Below are 16,097 nucleotides of genomic sequence, written 5' to 3'. Positions count from 1 at the left end.
AAGGCCCAGGCCTGCCCTCGCGAGGGTGTGAAGCGGATCACGGGCCGGACCCGCGGCGCGCGCCGGGCGCGAGACGGCGGCATCCGTACGGGTGCTCGTCGTCGACGACCAGGACATGGTGCGCTCGGGATTCGCCGCGCTGCTGTCCCCGCAGAGCGACATCGACGTCGTGGGGGAGGCGCCCGACCGTCAGGCGCCCCGGGCGCCGGGACCGGTCCCGGCGGGGTCTTCCTAGCATGGCGGCCCGCGCCGCGGCAGGGCGCGGCCCGCCGCGCCGGACCGGCGTCGTCGCGGGCGGTTCCACCAGTGGGGGGAGGTGCGTGCGCACGTGCTCGACGGCACGCGGGACACGGCGACGGGCGTGGGCAGCGCCCTGCTCCGGCAGGGCCGGCGGATCAACTCGGCACTCGTCGTGGACCGCCGGCTGGGGGAGGGCGCCTTCGCCGAGGTGTACCGGGTACGGCACCACATCCTCGGCTGGCAGGCGCTGAAGCTGTTCAAGCACGTGGCCTCGCTGGAGGCGACGTCCCGGATGCTCGACGAGGCCCGGATCCTGTCCACCCTGGGACACCCCAACATCATCCGGGTCTTCGACGCCGGCACCGTGCAGACCTCCGAGGGCGTGCGCGGCTACATCACCATGGAGTACGTGGCGGGCGGCAGCCTGGAGCGGCTGATGGAATCCCACGCGGGCGTGGTGCCCGTCGGCGAGGTGACCGCCGTGCTCCGGCAGGCCGCCGAGGGACTCGCCGTCGCCCATGAACGCCCGCATCCGATCGTCCACCGCGACCTGTCCCTCGCCAACGTGCTCGTCGGCTACGACGAGACCGGGCTGCGCGTGAAGGTGAGCGACTTCGGCCTCGCCAAGGAGACCGACCCCGGCACCATGGCGGCCAGCGCCCAGGGCACCGTCGCCTACATGCCACCCGAGGTGCTGCGTCGCGGCAAGGGCTACGGCTGCCCCGGGGACGTCTGGGCCCTCGGCACCATCGTCTACTTCCTGCTCACCGGGCACTTCCCCTACGACGGCGGCGACCCGGTGCAGTCCTTCTCCCTGGAGCGGTTCACCCGGCCGCTCCAGCCGCCCCGCGCCTTCAACGACGACGTGGGACCCGAACTGGACCGGCTGGTCACCGACATGCTGCGGATCGACCCGGCCGAGCGGCCCGCCACGGCCCGTGCCGTCGCCGACCGCGCCGCCGGCCTGCGCCCCTCGCCCGGCCCCGGCCCGGCGGACCCGGCCGAGCCGGCCGAATCCGCCGACGCGCTGGTGCGGGAGGCCACCGCACTCTCCCGGGTGCCCGGGAAGCTCGGCGAGGCCGCCGACCTGCTGGAGGAGACCATCAGCCGCTACCCGCAGCTGCGGGAGAGGCATCTGACACGGCTCATGACCTGGCGCCGGGGGGTGATCATGTGACCACGCCGGTGCGGGAGTTCGACCGCTTCGAGGAACTGGCGGGCCCACAGCTGTACCGCAGGAACGCCTTCGCCGTCACCGGCCTGCCCACCCACGCGAGCGGGCCGGCCGTGCGGCGGCACCGGCAGAAACTGGAGGCGCGCCTCGCCGTCGAGGACCGCTGGCCCGGAGCCCGGGACATGGCCCCGGCCGGCGGCTACGGCAAGGACGAGGTCCGCGCCGCCTTCGAGGGCCTCCAGGACCCGCGCCGGCGCATGGTCGACGAGGTGCTGTGGCTGTGGGGCTCCGCGGACTCCGGCTGCGGCTGCCCCGCGGACGTGCACGAACTGCACGACTCCGCCGTGCTGCTGCACGCCAGGGCCCTGCGGGCGGAGACGGGGGACCTGGATCTGCCCCTCGACATGCGGGCCTCCCCGTGGGAGCACGCGGTGTCCGCCTGGGGCCACCTGCTCACCGACGGGGCGCTGCGCCAGCACGTGCGGCACCGCATCCGGGCGCTCGGCGACCCCCGGCTCGACGAGGACGCGGCCGACGACCTCCTGGCCGGCCTGCCCAAGCTGCTCGTGTCCCCCTTCCCACAGCTCTTCGCCGACCGCGCCACCGCGGCCCGGCTGACCCCGGTCTGCTCGGCCTGGACCGGCTTCCCGCCCTTCGCGGGCCTGTTCGCCGAGCTGTTCGAGCGCGCGGTGGAGGACGCGTACGAGAAGATCCACGCCGACCTGCTGACGGCCGAGCGGGAACGCGAGGCCGCCCACTACCGCGAGGCGTTCCTGCTCCTGCGCGACCGGGTCGTGCCCGGCTTCGAGGACCTGGCCCCGCTCCGGCCGTTCGTCTCCGACTGGCGGTACGACGAGATCGCCCACGTCGTCGCCGTCGGGCTCAACAACCTCGCGGTGGAACTCCTCGGCGTCTCCGTGTACCGCCCGCCGAGCGCCTCCCGCCGCGAGGAGATGGTCTGGCTCGCCGAGAAGGCCTACGAGATCGGCCCCGACCGCGACTCGGCCGGGCTGAAGGAGAACTGGGAGACCATCTACGACCACGTCACGGGTACCGGCCGCCACCCCGCGCGGGCCAGGAAGCCGTTCCCCTGGTTCGGGTTCCTCCTGGTGCTCGCCTTCATCGGAGGCACGCTCTCCTACCTGATCGAGGCCTTCGGCTTCCTCCCCGTGCTCTTCGTCGGGGTCGCCGTCCTCGGTGTCGTCGGGTACATCGTGCGGTTCCTGTGGTGGCTGGCGGACGGCGTGCGCAACGGACGGAGAAGAACATGAGCCACCACTCCCGCCGGGGCGGCCGGACCGGCCGGATGCGGGCCGCGCTCGGCCAGTTGCGGCACCCGCCCGAGTTCCGCGTCCCGCCGCCGTTCCTCGACACCGGACAGGCCGACTGGGTCACGGCCGTCCTCGACGACGTCAGGACCGCCACGGCCGGGGAACCCGCCGCGGACCGTGCGCAGGGGGCCGACGCCGGCACGCTGCTCGCCGCCGCCACCGGCCTCTGGCGCGCCCAGCGCAAGCTGAACCAGCGCGCCGGCGACCTGTCGGCCGCCGACCTGAGGCAGGTCCGGCGCTACGTCCAGGCCGGCCGGCAGGCCCTCGCCGACGGCGGCCTGGAGATCCAGGAGCACGACGGCGAACCCTTCGACCCGGGCCAGTCCCTCGAAGTCCTCGCCTTCCAGGACGAACCGGGCCTGACCCGCGAGGTGGTGCTGGAGACCCTCCGGCCCAGCGTCTACTACCGCGGCGAGCGGATCCAGATGGGGCAGGTCGTCGTCGGCCGGCCCGCACCCGGCATGTGAACGACCAAGGAGACGACCGCAAATGCGCGAGACCATCGACTTCGGTATCGACCTCGGCACCACCAACAGCGCCATCGCCGTGGCGGACGACGACGGCGTGCGCGTCATCAAGAACAACGACGGCTGGGACTACACCCCGTCCGCCGTGTGGATGCCCAAGCCGGACGTGATCCACGTGGGCCGCCGCGCCCGGGAACGCACCGATACCCAGCCCGACGACGCCCACGCCGAGTTCAAGCTGGAGATGGGCGTGGCGGGCGCCCTGCGGCGCTTCGCCCGCGCCGGAACGGCCCTCACCCCCGAACAGCTCTCCGCCGAGGTCCTCAAGTCCCTGCGCCAGGACGCCGCACACGACACCGGCGGCCCGCCCGAGGCGGCGGTGATCACCGTGCCCGCCTCCTTCGCGCTGCACCAGAACAGCGCCACCTCCGCCGCCGCGGCCCTCGCCGGGCTCGGCGAGCACTGCCCGCTGGTCCAGGAACCCACCGCGGCGGCCTTCGCGTACGGCGTGCAGGACGCCTCGGAGTCCACCCACTGGATGGTGTTCGACCTGGGCGGGGGCACCTTCGACGCGGCCGTGATGAGCAAGCGCGACGGCGAACTGCAACTGCTCCAGCACGCCGGCGACCCGCACCTGGGCGGCAAGCTCATCGACTGGGCGATCGTCGAGGAACTCCTCGCCCCCGCCGTCCGGAACGACCTCCGGCTGCCCGACTTCGCCCGGCGCAACCACCGGTGGCGGGCCAACTTCGCCAAGCTCAAACTGGCCGCCGAGGACGCCAAGATCGAGCTGTCCCGGCGCGGCTCCTACGACATCGTCCTCGACCTCGCCGACGGCGACGGCGGTACGGCGCCCTTCGAGTACACCCTCACCCGGGGCGCCCTCGACGACCTCGCGCAGCCCTTCTACGCCCGGGCGGTCAAACTGTGCCGGGACGCCCTCGCCGAAAGCTCCCTGCGGCCCGACCACATCGACCGGCTGCTGCTCGTCGGCGGCGCCACCCTCGCCCCGGGACTGCGCGAACTGCTGGCCGATCCCGTCGAGGGCCTGGGCATCCCCCTCGACCACACCCAGGACCCCACCACCGTCGTCGCGCGCGGAGCGGCCGTCTTCGCCCGCACGGTCCGCACGCCGAGCAAGCCCCGCACGGCGGCACCGGGCGAGTTCACCGTGGAACTCCACTACGAACCCCAGTCGCTGGAGACCACCGGCATCCCCGTCTCCGGCCGGGTCACCGGCGGCACCGCCGTCCCCGACTGGACCCGCTACACCGTCACCCTGACCAACCCCGAAGGCCGCCCGCCCTTCCGCGGACCGCGCACCACCCTCACCCCCGACGGCGCCTTCTACACCGAGGTGACCATCGACTCCGGCACCCGGTCCCACTTCACCGTGGAACTCTCCGACGACTCCGGCACCCGGCAGACCCTCGCCCCCGACACCCTGTCGATCACGCACGCCCAGGTCCTGCCCGGCGACGCCGTGCTCACCAGCACCCTCGGCATCGGCAAGGCCGACGGCTCCTTCGCGCCGATGCTGCGCAAGGGCACCGCCCTGCCGACCTCGATCACCAGGACGTTCGAGACCTCCATCCCGCTGCGCCGCTCCCAGCCGGAGGCCGTCATCCGCATCCCGCTGCTGGAGGGCGAGCGCCGCCGCGCCGACCGCAACACCCGGGTCGGCCTGCTGGAGATCCGGCCCCGGGACATCCGCTTCGACCTGCCGGCGCAGACGCCCGTCGAGGTGACCTTCGAGATCAACGCCACCAACCGGGAAGTCACCGTCACCGCCGACATCCCCGTCGCCGACGCGCAGTTCGAGGCGACCATCGACCGCTCCCGGCTGGTGGCGCCCACGCACGACGAACTCGCCGACCGGCTGCACGACCTGGAGCAGCGCGCGCACGCCCTGCGCGAACGCGCCGAGGACGTCCACTCCGAGCAGGCCCTGTCCCGGCTCGACGAACTGTCCGACCAGAAGGCGCTCACCCACCTGCGCAAGGAGGTCGACGCGGCGGCCGTCGACACGGGCGCGGCCGGCACCAGCGACCGGCGCATCCGCGATCTGGAGGCCCAGCTCGACGACGTCGAGGAGGCCATCGACATCCCCGGCCTCCAGCACGAGCTGTGGGACCTCCTCAACAGCTGCGAGGACCTCATCGAGCAGGTCGGCGGCGGGCCGGCCGAGCGCCGCGAACTGGAGAGCCTGCGCACCCGCGCGACCAGTGCCGGCGAGGACGGCACCCCGGCCGGGCTGCGCCGCCTCGCCGACCGGGTGCGCGACTTCCAGGTCGACCTGCTCCGCCGCAGCGACCAGTGGGACTTCCTCGTCTTCCACTCCCTGGTCGACCTGCGCGACGAGATGACCTCCCGTGCCCAGGCGGACGCGGCGATCGCCGACGGCCGCCGGGCCGTCGCCGCGGGCGACCGCACCGCCCTGTCCGCCGTCAACCAGCGCCTTCGCCGCCTGCTCCCGCCCGGGGTGTCCGAGGAGCGGCGGATCGGCGGGGTCCAGGAGAGCCGGTGAGAGGCCCGGGCCGGAGGGGAGCCGACATGCGGGTGACGGACAGGGACGAACGGGCCGGCGGTGTGCCGTCTCGTGAGGGACCCCGTGCCGGACTCGGCGCGGACGGCCCCGTCGCCCCCGACCCGGTCGCCCCCCGGCCCCTGGACGAACTGGACGCCGTCCTGCTCGTGTCGCGGGCCCGGGACCTCGCACGCTCCGGCGATCTGAGCGGCGCTCTGGAGTTGCTGCGGGACGACGAGAGACTGGGCGGGCACCGGGACGTGCTCGATCTGCGGGCCCGCGTGCACGCCCAGCGCGGGGAGACGGCCGAGGCGGCCGAGTGCTGGCGGCAGGTCCTGGCCCGGTGGCCCGGGGACCCGGAGGCCAGGGCCGGACTCGCCCGGCTGGGCCGCACGGGCCCGGCGGCGGCGCTCGGCCGCCACCGCACCCGTACGGCCCTGGTGGCGGCGGTGTGCGTGGTGACCGCCGCCACCGGCGTGGTCACCACCCTGGACGGACCCCGGCCCGCCCGGACGGACACCGACCGCGCGGCCGGCCCGGAAACCCCCGGCACGAGCGCCACCCCCGCCCCCGGGCGGCAGGACCCTGAGGAGGCCCGGCGCTCCACCGCCCTCGCCGCCCTCGCCCGCGACCTGCGCGCCCCGGGCCTGCGCATCACCACCCACCCGGACTCCGTCGAAGTCGCCTTCACCGAAGGACTGTTCTCCGAGGGCACCCGGCTGACCCCGGCAGGAGCCCAGCGGCTGGCCGCTCTCGGGGAACGGCTCGCCGCGCTCGGGGAACGGCCGGCCGGGCCTGGGGAACAGCCGGCCATCACGGTGCACGGGCACGCGGCCGTCGTCCCCGGCGCCCCCCGCAGCGGCGGCTCCGTCGTCGCGCTGTGGCGGGCCCTCGTCGCCGCCCGCGAGCTGAGCGCCGCCGCCGGCAAGCCCCTCACCGCGTTCACCACCGACAGCGCCGACCAGCGCGACGCCCCCTACCCGGACGACCCCGCCCGCAACCGCACGGTCACGGTGGTGCTCACCCCGCGCTAGCCGAACAGGACCAGGACGGCACCGAGGATCAGCAGCGCAACCAACCACGCCCACACCTTGGCGGCCACGGGCGACTCCCCGTAGTAGATCTCCTCCAGGTGCGTCCGCACGCTCTTGCGCGGCGGCCGCCGCACCGGGTACGGGGTGCCGTAGCCGTACCCCGACCGGCGTGCCTGATCGACCAGCGCCCGGTTGGCGGCGATCCGCGCCCGTGACTCCTCGGTCGTGCAGAGCCCCTCGGCCAGCTCCAGCAGCCGCAGGTCCTCACCGCCGGCACGCGAGCCGAGGGCGAGCGCGCAGTTGTTGAGCAGGATCGCCGTCGAGTCGCAGAGCCGGTCGACGGCCTGCGGGACGTCCGGCAGGGCGGCGAACGCGCCCCGGCTCAGGCGGCGCAGTTCGTGCAGCGACGGCAGGGCGGCCTCCAGGGTGCCGGCCGCGCCCCGCGCGTCCTTCCGGCCGAGTTGCCGCGCTGCCGTCTCCAGCGCGGCGACGACCGGGTCGAAGGCCGGCTTGGCCGTCGAGAACCAGACACCGGCCTCCGCCAGCCGCGCCCGGTTCCGCGCGATCGTCCGCCGCGTCTCCTCGTACGGCTTCAGCCGCAGCGCCAGGTCCAGCAGGCCGAAGCTCTCCCGGTCGGGCGGGGCCGTGTCCGAGGCGGGGGACAGGGCCACCGCGCAGTTGTTGAGCAACAGGGCGGTGGTGTCGGCGAGTTGTCCCACACTCAGCGACATCCCGAGCCCGGTGAAGGCGCCGAGCCGCTCCACCACCGGCACGACCCGGGCGCGCAGGTCCCCGGCCACCGCGGTCGCGGCCGTCTTCCCGCCGCCGTCCGGGAAAGCGCCGGCGAGTCGGTCGCCCGCCTCGCGCAGCTCGTCCGCCGCCGCCTCGTACAGCGGCGTCAACTGCTCCTCCAGCGCCTCCCCGAGCAGGCCCGGGCCGGTCCACCTCCACTGGGCGCAGTACCGGGCCAGCCGGGCGGGGTCCTCGGTGCGCGCGGCCAGTCCGGTGACGGCCGAGACGAGCACCCGGCGCACCTCGGCCTCCAGGACCGTCACCGCGGTCTCGGTCAGCCGCTTGTCGTCGAGGGCCGCGACCCGGTGCCGCAGATGCGCCCACACCGCGCGCTGCCCGAGCAGCTTGCGCCACAGCTGTGCCGCGGAGTGCCAGAGCTGGTCCCGCCGCTCAGCGGCGGCGCGCTGTGGCTCACCGGCGGCGCGCCGCGGCCCGCGGCCGGGGCGCTTCGGTCCGCGCTTCTTCCCGCCGGCCGGGTGCTGCTTCGGTCCCCCGGCCGGCCGCCGCGCCGCATCGGGGCCCCGCACCTCCCCCTCCAGCGCCCGGGCGTGCGCCCGTACCGCCGCGTCGTGCTGCCGGTGCAGCTCCGGCTCGCACGGGCAGGTGGCGTCCGGCGCGTCCCAGAGCCAGAACAGCTCGTCGACGATCCGGCGCTGCGGGTGGTCCAGCACGTCGAAGGCCGCGCGGAGGTCCTCGGGCCCGGCGTCCGCGGAGCCGACGGCGACCCCGGCCTTCGCGGCCGTGGCGATCTGCTGCCGGCGCCGCACGAGCGCACGGCGGGCGGCGCAGGTGCTCGCCCCGGTGACCCGGAAGGCGTTGCGGCGGTAGAGGTCCGGGCCGCTCAGCTCACGCAGCCGCTCCCGGACCAGGGGCGCGTCCCCGCCCACGGCTACGGCTGTCCCGCGGGCGCCTCGTCCATCAGGTTCAGGTCCGGTGGCACCAGCGTCGTCGACTCCACCAGCCCCTTGAGGAGGTTGTGCAGCAGGCGGTTGTCGGAGGGCCGCCGCTCCTCGGACGGGTCGTGCAGCAGCGGGTACCGGAAGCCGGTGCCGTGCAGGCGCTTGCGGACCGCCTCGATGCGGTGCTCGATCCTGCGGTCCGTCCAGTTGCCGTCCGGGCGCAGATGGACGAGTTGCCGGGCGGCCATGGAGTACGTCAGGGGCCGCGGGTCCTCCTCGTACAGCAGGTACCGCTGGCCGAGGACGACCAGCAGCAGCCGCTCGTCGTCGTCGAGCGCCCAGACCTCCGGGCGCAGGGTCTCCGCCCGGCGGCGCGAGACCGGCCCCTGGTCGTCGTGGTCGGCCACGTACAGCTCGATCAGGTGCTCGCGGTAGCCGGAGCCCTTCACGAACAGCGGCGTGTAGCCGGTGGCGAGGGGGACCGGCTCGGTGCTGGTGTGCATCATCCGGCCGCGCGGCAGCCGCACCAGCTGCCGCCCGGTGTTGCGCAGCCACCACTGCCCCTGACGGTACGTCAGCTCCCCGTGCCGGCGGCTCACCCGCAGGTCGTCCACGCCGACCTCCAGGTCCACGTCCGGCCGCTCGCCCCGGCCGAAGCGGACGGTCAGTCCCGTACGGGGCGGGGCGCACAGGTCGCCGGTGACCGTGCGGGCGTGCAGGGTCCCGGGCTTGGTGGGCGCGACACCGCGCGCGAGGCTGGCGGAGAAGGACATCGCTGGGCTCCTCGATGCGGGGGCGGAATCGGCACGGTGGGGCCCGGCGCGGGCGGGCCCGCCGGACCTGCGGACCAGCATGGGCCCACCTGCCCGGGACCCCTCCCAGGGCGAGTGCCGCGGTGGCTTCAGCGGGCGCGCAGTCGCGCGGCGGCGGAGGCGGCCAGGTCGGTGGCCATCCCGCAGAGCTGCCCCATCGGCCGCTGCCCGCCGACGTACAGGCGCACCATCTCCATGGCCGTCTCGGCGTCCCGCCCGCCGTACGCGCGGTAGGCGACGAACACCGTGCAGGTGTCCGCCCCGTTGCCCTCCGGCTCGACGACGGCCTGGTATCCGCTGAGTTCGACCGTCCGGCCGTCCCGGGCGGACTTGGGCTCGTCGCGGAAGAAGGCGATGTCCGCCTCCAGGTCGTCGACGTCGCTGAACCACTCGCACTCCCAGTTCGCGACCCCCGCCTCCGGTACGTCCGCCTTGACCCCGGGGACGACGGACAGCGCCCTGGCGTCGAGCAGCGCGCAGGCGTCCGCCCAGGCCAGCGAGGCGGCCGGGTAGCCCGGGGAACGGCGGGGGAGCGGGCCGCGGTTCAGCACCCCGGCCGCGCTGCGGGCGGCCGTGTCGGCGACGGCGCACAGCACGGCGGCACCGCCCGCGACCTCGCCGTGGCCCACGTCGACGCGGACCCCGACGTACATGCCGTCACCGGCGTCGCCGTCCTGGTCGTCGCCCGCGTCGCGGGACAGCAGCAGCCCGCACTCGTCCGGCTCGGCCGGCTGCTCCCGGACGGCGATGCTCCCGATGGTCCGGACGGGCTCCGACGCCTCGGGCGGCGCGCCCCGGCGCAGTTGGAGGGAGACGTCGATCCGGGTGCTGTCGTCGGTGTGGACGAGCACGTCGCAGCGGTCGAAGTTGCCGTAGTCCACGTCGACTTCGCTCCTGCCGAACCGGTCGAGCGCGGCCGGGTCGGTCAGGGCGCAGACGTCGGCGGTGCGCGGATCCCCGATCAGGGACCGCGTACCGCCCTGCCCGGGGTCCTCCGGCAGCTGCCGCCCGACGGAGTCACGGGTGCCGGTGCTGGTCCCGGTGCCGTCGCCGGCGTCGCCGCCGGGCAGGACGACGAGGCCCAGCGCGAGTGCGGCGCAGACGCCGAGGGCCCCGGCGAACAACACCCGGCGGCGCCGCCGTCCGCCGCCGGGTTCGGCGGGCCGCCCACCCGGGACCTGCGTTCCGGATGCGGCGACGGCCGCCAGGAGCCGCCCGGCCTCGGCCGCGTCGGGGCGCTGCGCCGGGTCGCGCCGCAGCATCGCAGCGAGCACGGGATACAGCGGCCCCACGGCCTCGGCGTCCAGCTCGACGACGCCCTGCTCGGCCTTCCAGTGCGTCAACCGGGCGGTGTCCTCACCGGCGCCCTCCCCGTCGTCCCCGCCGCGCGGCGGGGAACCGGTGACCAGGGCGTGGAGCGTGGCGGCCAGGCAGAACACGTCCGAGGCGGGCCGGGGCACGTTCCCGCGGGCCAGCTCGGGGGCGGCGTAGTCCGGGGTGAAGCTGTAGGGGCCGTTGGCCGTGATGGTCTCGGTGCCGCCGGCCCGGTACGCGGCACCGAAGTCCAGCAGCTTCGCGGTACCGCGCCCGGTGAGGCCGACGTTGGCGGGCTTGACGTCGCAGTGGACGATGCCCGCCCGGTGCAACGCGGCAAGGGCGTCGGCGAGTTGGGCTCCGACCCGGGCCGCCCGCCCGTGGCTCATGGGCGGGTGCCGGTCGAGACCGCCGCCGGGCACGTACTCCATGACGAACCAGTACGCCTCGGCGGCGTCCCCGTTCCCGTCCCCGTCCGGCGGCACGGTCAGGACATCGAACAGCGTCACGACATGGGGATGGTCCCGGAACTTGGCCAGGGCGCGCGGCTCGCCCAGCAGCCGCCGCACGGCGGTCTCCCGCTCGCCCTCGACCCGCTCGCGCTTCAGCGCGACGTCCTGGCCCACCACCGTGTCGTGGGCCAGCCACACCTCACCGCCCCGCCCTGTGCCGATGACCTCCTTGAGGACATAGCGGCCGGCGAACTCGTCTCCGGGACGCACGTTCTTCTCCCCCTCGCATCGGCCCAGAACGCGCGCGGGCACTCTACGCGCGCGTGGGTCGAACCTAGTGCGTACCGGAGACGTTACTCACAGTCTCCCCAGAGCCTCCATCAGCCGCACGCACGCGCCTCTCGCCCCGGGGGTTCTCGACCCCCCGTAACACCGCCCGTGACATTCGGGACGGATCCGTAGCAGCCCCGCAGGGCAACGTATGCGGGCGATGACGGGTCGTACGACATGCACAGACCGAGAACCGCGCAGACCGAGAACCGCGCAGACCCGCGCGCTCACCAGGGGGAAAAACATGAACATCCGTGCCCGAGGCATCCTTGGTATCCGAGGCATCCGTACCACCGTCGCCGCGCTGGCCGCAGCGGCCGGTGTCGCCGCCGTCGCCGTCCCGGCCGCCGCCGCCACCGCGCCGGTCTCCGCCGAACCCCGGTTCCTGGAGCCGGCCGACCTGCCGCCGCACCCGGCCTCGGCCTGGTACGCCGGCCCCGTCACCGCCGGTCAGCCCGACCCGCTGCCCGTCTGTGTGGGCGACGCGCTGCCGTCCATCGCCACGCACCGCTCGTACTGGACCGAGTTCGACACCAGCGCCCAGCAGATCACCGTCGTGGAGCGCAGCGAACGCCGGGCCGAGGACTTCGCGGCCCTGCTCCGCCGCGACCTCGCCGACTGCGCGAAGAAGCTGATGGAGAAGGATCCCGACCTGACGGCCACGGGCAAGAACTACGGCCGGCTGAACGTCGAGGAGGGCGCCCACGTCTACGGCCTCCACACCGCCTCGGCGTGGGGCTCCTCCGACATCAACCTGTTCTCGGTCGGACGCGACGGCACGACCGTGACGATCGTCCGCTGGGGCCAGATGGGCACCTTCCAGCACGCGCAGGTGGCCGACTTCAAGAAGACGACCGTCACGGCCGTGAACAAGCTGTACTGACGGGCTCAGCCACCGTCCGGCCCGCTGCGGCCGTCGCCGCCGTCGCCGTCGCCGTCGTCGCCGCCGTCGTAGTCGTCGTACACGAGGAGCCCGTCCTCCCGCAGGCGCGCGCCGGGCGTCGGCGTATGCGCGGTGAGACGCCCGTCGTGCATGAGGTGGTGCGCCGGTACGCCGCGGGCGAGCACCGCGAAGTCGGCGATCAGGCGACGGTGGCAGCGCCACCAGACCGCCTCGCTGCACATCACGGCCGTCCGCGCGTCCGCGGCCTCGCGCAGCAGGCGGTCCATCGCGGTGACGAAGCCGGGGGAGCGGGTGTGGGCGGCGTAACCGCGGAAGGAGGCATTGCGCCAGACGACGTCCGGGCTGTCCGCGGGCGCGGTACGGAATCCGCCGAGGGCGGGCTCCCACCGGTAGGCGATGCCGCCGCCCGGCAGCCACTCGGCGAGCCGCCGCCGCGACAGGTCGGGGTCGCGGCGGCTGCCGGGAGCGGTCCGCACATCGACGACGGCCGTGACACCGGCGTGCCGCAGCAGCTCGGTGATCCGCTCCCGCCCGGCGGTGCTGTGCCCGAAGGTCAGCAGAAGCGCGTCCACAGCTTCGGACTTTCCCGTTTCCACGGCCCCACACCTGCGCCGCGACCACCGCCGACATCGTCACCGGCCCGGTCCGTGATCGCCGCCCGCCCCGCACATGAACAAGCCAAAGCGCCTCCGCCCTCTGGCGGGGCCCCTCCACCCAAGAGATGATTGAACAGTGAACTAAATATGGAGGAGGAGTCGGATGAGCGTGGCGCTGGTGCGCAACCCGGGCGAAGGCACCCTCTACCGCTACTACGACAGCGTCCAGGAGCAGGTCGTGTCGCACGCCGAGACGCAAGGCGTGGTCAGTGTCCTGCGGCTGACCATGCGTCAGACCGACGCGCCGCCCCTGCACGTCCACAGCCGTGAGGACGAGAGCTGGGTCGTCCTCTCCGGCCGCGTCCGGTTCTGGGTCGGCTCGGCCTCGCTCGACGCGTGCGACGTCCATGACGCCGAGCCGGGCGCCTACGTCTTCGGCCCACGGACGGTCCCCCACACCTTCCGGCCGCTCACCGCGACGGCGGACATGCTGGTGATCAACAACCCCGGCGCCATCGAAGGCTACTTCCGGTCGATCGGCCCCGCCGACGCGCGCCAGGACGCGGACCACGCCGACTCCTTGGCCCGCTACGGGGTGACACTCCTGGACACCCCGCCGCCGCGGCCGTCGTAGCACGCGCCGGCCCGGGCGGGTCTCGATCAGGCATCTTTCATGGTCATGCCGGCAACCCCGGTGTGAAGATCTCCCTCGCACTGATGACCTACCGATGGAGATGTGATGAGGGGCTCCCGCGTCGGGAAGAGGATGGCCGCCTGCGCCACGTCATTCGCGGCGGTGGCGGATGTGATGGCCACCGCGCGCGAGCAACTGACCGCCTCCGCCCGGTGAAGGCGCGTGCGGTCGTGCCCGGACCGAGCCTGGTCCGCGCACTGTCCCTGATGGCGGCATGCGTCCTGGCCGCCGGGTGTACGGACACCGGCACCGGCCCGGCCCCCGCCTCCCAGCGGCCGGCCACTCCGAGCGCCGAGCAGAGCAGTCCCCAGGCACGTCCCTCACCTGTGCCCTCGGTGCACTCCGAAGGCCGCACAAGGGTCCTTGAGTACGGAGACCTCACCGTGCGCGCCACGCCGGAGAGGAGCGGCGTGCGGACCGAGATCGCGGTGGTCAACACCAACGAGCGGAAAACGACGTACTCGGTCCAGATCAGCATCGCTGACGGTGCGGGCTGGACCGCGTACGACCGGTTCTGGCTCCAGGACGTCCCTCCGGGCAAGACCGGCCGGGACGAAGCGGTGATCGGCTCGGCGGACATGGGCCCGGCTCCGCGCACTCCGAAGATCTACGTCGACGAGTTCACGCCGCTCGTCGACCGGTCGTGATCCCCCGCGCCGGCGGCGGGCCCGGTCAGATGTCCCGGGCCGTCTCGATCAGATGTCCCGGAACGTCTCGATCTGAGCCCCGATGGAGTTCAGCCGCTCCGCGAGGTCCTCGTAGCCCCGGTTGATGACGTACACGTTGCGCAGCACCGACGTGCCCTCGGCCGCCATCATCGCCAGCAGGACGACCACGGCGGGGCGCAGGGCGGGCGGGCACATCATCTCGGCGGCACGCCAGCGGGTCGGGCCCTCGACCAGGACGCGGTGGGGGTCGAGCAACTGCAGGCGCCCGCCGAGGCGGTTCAGGTCGGTCAGGTAGATCGCGCGGTTGTCGTAGACCCAGTCGTGGATGAGGGTCTTGCCCTGGGCGACCGCCGCGATGGCCGCGAAGAACGGGACGTTGTCGATGTTCAGGCCGGGGAACGGCATGGGGTGGATCTTGTCGATCGGCGCCTCCAGTTTGGAGGGCCGGACGGTGAGGTCCACCAGCCGGGTGCGGCCGTTGTCCGCGAAGTACTCGGGCGTGCGGTCGTGGTCGAGGCCCATCTCCTCCAGGACCGCCAGCTCGATCTCCAGGAACTCGATCGGCACCCGGCGCACCGTCAGCTCCGACTCGGTGACGACGGCCGCCGCGACCAGGCTCATCGCCTCGACCGGGTCCTCGGAGGGGGAGTAGTCCACGTCGACGTCGATGGTCGGCACGCCGTGCACGGTGAGCGTGGTGGTGCCGATGCCGTCGACCTTGACGCCGAGCGCCTCCAGGAAGAAGCACAGGTCCTGGACCATGTAGTTGGAGGAGGCGTTGCGGATGACGGTGATGCCGTCGTGCCGGGCGGCGGCGAGCAGCGCGTTCTCGGTGACCGTGTCCCCGCGCTCGGTCAGCACGATCGGGCGGTCGGGGCTGACCGAGCGGTCGACCTGGGCGTGGTACTGGCCCTCGGTGGCGGCGATGTCCAGGCCGAACCGGCGCAGCGCGATCATGTGCGGCTCGACCGTGCGGGTGCCGAGGTCGCAGCCGCCGGCGTAGGGCAGCTTGAAGTGGTCCATGCGGTGCAGCAGCGGACCGAGGAACATGATGATCGACCGGGTGCGGCGGGCCGCGTCCGCGTCGATCGCCGCCAGGTCCAGCTCGGCCGACGGCACGATCTCCAGGTCGACACCGTCGTTGATCCACCGGGTGCGCACGCCGATGGAGCCCAGCACCTCCAGGAGCCGGTACACCTCCTCGATGCGGGCGACGCGGCGCAGCACCGTGCGCCCCTGGTTGAGCAGCGAGGCGCACAGCAGCGCGACGCACGCGTTCTTGCTCGTCTTCACGTCGATGGCACCGGACAGCCGGCGCCCGCCGACGACCCGCAGATGCATCGGACCGGCATAGCCGAGGGACACGATCTCGCTGTCGAGGGCCTCCCCGATGCGCGCGATCATCTCAAGGCTGATGTTCTGATTGCCGCGCTCGATCCGGTTGACGGCGCTCTGGCTGGTTCCGAGCGCCTCGGCCAGCTGCGACTGCGTCCAGCCCCGGTGCTGCCGGGCGTCACGGATGAGCTTGCCGATGCGTACGAGGTAGTCGTCTGCCATGAGGTTGAGGTTATCTCACATATGAGATGCCGCCCGACGGGGGGTCCGTTCGGGTGACGGGGCGTCAACGACGCCCGGTGGTACGGGTACGACGCCACCCGAAAGGCCCGGGCAGATCCATCGATGTCGTACGGCGTCCCGTACTGCTGCGGGTGTATCGCGGGCCGTTCTTTCCGCCGCCGGTCGTGATGGACCAGGAGCGCTTGTTGATGTTCAGCCGCACCCCCGGAAGGATCCGGAAACTCTTGCGGAACGTGAGCGGCATGCCTGTCTCCTCTCCGTTTGCGGTGTGGATACCTGGTTCGG

The 16,097-nt window shown here is 73.7% G+C and carries 14 protein-coding genes and 1 pseudogene; 9 read left to right on the top strand and 6 right to left on the bottom strand.

Annotated features, from left to right (window positions below):
- Positions 1-115 precede the first annotated feature (115 nt).
- From ABZ386_RS14525 to ABZ386_RS14500, 6 genes and pseudogenes are all read left to right on the top strand, one after another.
- Positions 116-187, top strand: a pseudogene (locus tag ABZ386_RS14525) (DNA-binding response regulator); the annotation flags it as partial.
- Positions 188-328: 141 nt separating this feature from the next.
- On the top strand, positions 329-1,417 hold the full coding sequence (locus tag ABZ386_RS14520; RefSeq protein ID WP_358964842.1) for a serine/threonine-protein kinase: 1,089 nt from the start codon (positions 329-331) through the stop codon (positions 1,415-1,417).
- Positions 1,414-2,685, top strand: a complete 1,272-nt coding sequence (locus ABZ386_RS14515; RefSeq protein WP_358964841.1) for a hypothetical protein — start codon at positions 1,414-1,416, stop codon at positions 2,683-2,685. The genes ABZ386_RS14520 and ABZ386_RS14515 overlap by 4 nt, the downstream gene beginning before the upstream one ends.
- Positions 2,682-3,212 carry a hypothetical protein gene (locus ABZ386_RS14510; protein ID WP_351334414.1) on the top strand — a complete coding sequence of 177 codons (531 nt, stop codon included), beginning with the start codon at positions 2,682-2,684 and terminating at the stop codon, positions 3,210-3,212. Before ABZ386_RS14515 ends, ABZ386_RS14510 begins: the two co-directional genes overlap by 4 nt.
- A gap of 22 nt (positions 3,213-3,234) precedes the next feature.
- A complete protein-coding gene (locus ABZ386_RS14505) occupies positions 3,235-5,739 on the top strand; it encodes an Hsp70 family protein (protein ID WP_356615457.1) in 2,505 nt (834 codons plus the stop codon).
- Positions 5,740-5,765: 26 nt separating this feature from the next.
- Entirely contained in the window at positions 5,766-6,773 is a 1,008-nt protein-coding gene (locus tag ABZ386_RS14500) for a tetratricopeptide repeat protein (protein ID WP_356499987.1), read from the top strand.
- On the opposite strand, the gene ABZ386_RS14495 is transcribed toward ABZ386_RS14500, so the two are convergent.
- From ABZ386_RS14495 to ABZ386_RS14485, 3 genes are all read right to left on the bottom strand, one after another.
- Positions 6,770-8,452, bottom strand: coding sequence for a hypothetical protein (locus ABZ386_RS14495; protein ID WP_358964840.1), 1,683 nt, complete (start codon positions 8,450-8,452; stop codon positions 6,770-6,772). The two genes, ABZ386_RS14500 and ABZ386_RS14495, sit on opposite strands and share 4 nt — an antisense overlap.
- A gap of 2 nt (positions 8,453-8,454) precedes the next feature.
- Positions 8,455-9,237 (bottom strand): FHA domain-containing protein, encoded by a 783-nt coding sequence (locus tag ABZ386_RS14490; protein ID WP_351334425.1) that lies wholly within the window; start codon positions 9,235-9,237, stop codon positions 8,455-8,457.
- Positions 9,238-9,365: 128 nt separating this feature from the next.
- Positions 9,366-11,312, bottom strand: coding sequence for a serine/threonine-protein kinase (locus ABZ386_RS14485; RefSeq protein WP_358964839.1), 1,947 nt, complete (start codon positions 11,310-11,312; stop codon positions 9,366-9,368).
- Between the two features lie 304 nt (positions 11,313-11,616).
- Between ABZ386_RS14485 and ABZ386_RS14480 the strand changes: the two genes are divergently transcribed.
- Positions 11,617-12,255 (top strand): hypothetical protein, encoded by a 639-nt coding sequence (locus tag ABZ386_RS14480; RefSeq protein WP_351334430.1) that lies wholly within the window; start codon positions 11,617-11,619, stop codon positions 12,253-12,255.
- A 5-nt stretch (positions 12,256-12,260) separates the two neighbouring features.
- Here ABZ386_RS14480 and ABZ386_RS14475 read toward each other — a convergent pair whose 3' ends face one another.
- The gene (locus tag ABZ386_RS14475) at positions 12,261-12,848 is read right to left on the bottom strand and encodes a DUF488 domain-containing protein (protein ID WP_358964838.1); all 588 of its coding nucleotides are present in this window, start codon (positions 12,846-12,848) and stop codon (positions 12,261-12,263) included.
- A 187-nt stretch (positions 12,849-13,035) separates the two neighbouring features.
- On the opposite strand from ABZ386_RS14475, the gene ABZ386_RS14470 reads away from it, so the two are divergent.
- The gene (locus ABZ386_RS14470; protein WP_356499981.1) at positions 13,036-13,506 is read left to right on the top strand and encodes a cupin domain-containing protein; all 471 of its coding nucleotides are present in this window, start codon (positions 13,036-13,038) and stop codon (positions 13,504-13,506) included.
- A 230-nt stretch (positions 13,507-13,736) separates the two neighbouring features.
- Complete coding sequence (locus tag ABZ386_RS14465) at positions 13,737-14,213, top strand: hypothetical protein (RefSeq protein ID WP_356499979.1); 477 nt, start codon at positions 13,737-13,739, stop codon at positions 14,211-14,213.
- Between the two features lie 48 nt (positions 14,214-14,261).
- On the opposite strand, the gene ABZ386_RS14460 is transcribed toward ABZ386_RS14465, so the two are convergent.
- Together ABZ386_RS14460 and ABZ386_RS14455 are read right to left on the bottom strand one after the other, a co-directional pair.
- A complete protein-coding gene (locus ABZ386_RS14460; RefSeq protein WP_355719217.1) occupies positions 14,262-15,791 on the bottom strand; it encodes a UDP-N-acetylglucosamine 1-carboxyvinyltransferase in 1,530 nt (509 codons plus the stop codon).
- 64 nt (positions 15,792-15,855) lie between these two features.
- Positions 15,856-16,056, bottom strand: a complete 201-nt coding sequence (locus tag ABZ386_RS14455) for a DUF4236 domain-containing protein (RefSeq protein WP_114255848.1) — start codon at positions 16,054-16,056, stop codon at positions 15,856-15,858.
- Positions 16,057-16,097: the final 41 nt, after the last annotated feature.

This window comes from Streptomyces sp. NPDC006140 (assembly GCF_040628815.1).
In the GTDB taxonomy this organism is placed as follows: domain Bacteria; phylum Actinomycetota; class Actinomycetes; order Streptomycetales; family Streptomycetaceae; genus Streptomyces.
This window is presented reverse-complemented; position numbering and strand designations above follow the sequence as displayed.

Excerpts from the sequence above, each read along its gene's own strand:
- ABZ386_RS14505 (WP_356615457.1), top strand. The coding sequence starts at position 3,235 with ATGCGCGAGACCATCGACTTCGGTATCGACCTCGGCACCACCAACAGC.
- ABZ386_RS14500 (WP_356499987.1), top strand. The coding sequence starts at position 5,766 with ATGCGGGTGACGGACAGGGACGAACGGGCCGGCGGTGTGCCGTCTCGT.
- ABZ386_RS14470 (WP_356499981.1), top strand. The coding sequence starts at position 13,036 with ATGAGCGTGGCGCTGGTGCGCAACCCGGGCGAAGGCACCCTCTACCGC.
- ABZ386_RS14490 (WP_351334425.1), bottom strand. The coding sequence starts at position 9,237 with ATGTCCTTCTCCGCCAGCCTCGCGCGCGGTGTCGCGCCCACCAAGCCC.
- ABZ386_RS14460 (WP_355719217.1), bottom strand. The coding sequence starts at position 15,791 with ATGGCAGACGACTACCTCGTACGCATCGGCAAGCTCATCCGTGACGCC.
- ABZ386_RS14455 (WP_114255848.1), bottom strand. The coding sequence starts at position 16,056 with ATGCCGCTCACGTTCCGCAAGAGTTTCCGGATCCTTCCGGGGGTGCGG.
- ABZ386_RS14510 (WP_351334414.1), top strand. The coding sequence starts at position 2,682 with ATGAGCCACCACTCCCGCCGGGGCGGCCGGACCGGCCGGATGCGGGCC.
- ABZ386_RS14480 (WP_351334430.1), top strand. The coding sequence starts at position 11,617 with ATGAACATCCGTGCCCGAGGCATCCTTGGTATCCGAGGCATCCGTACC.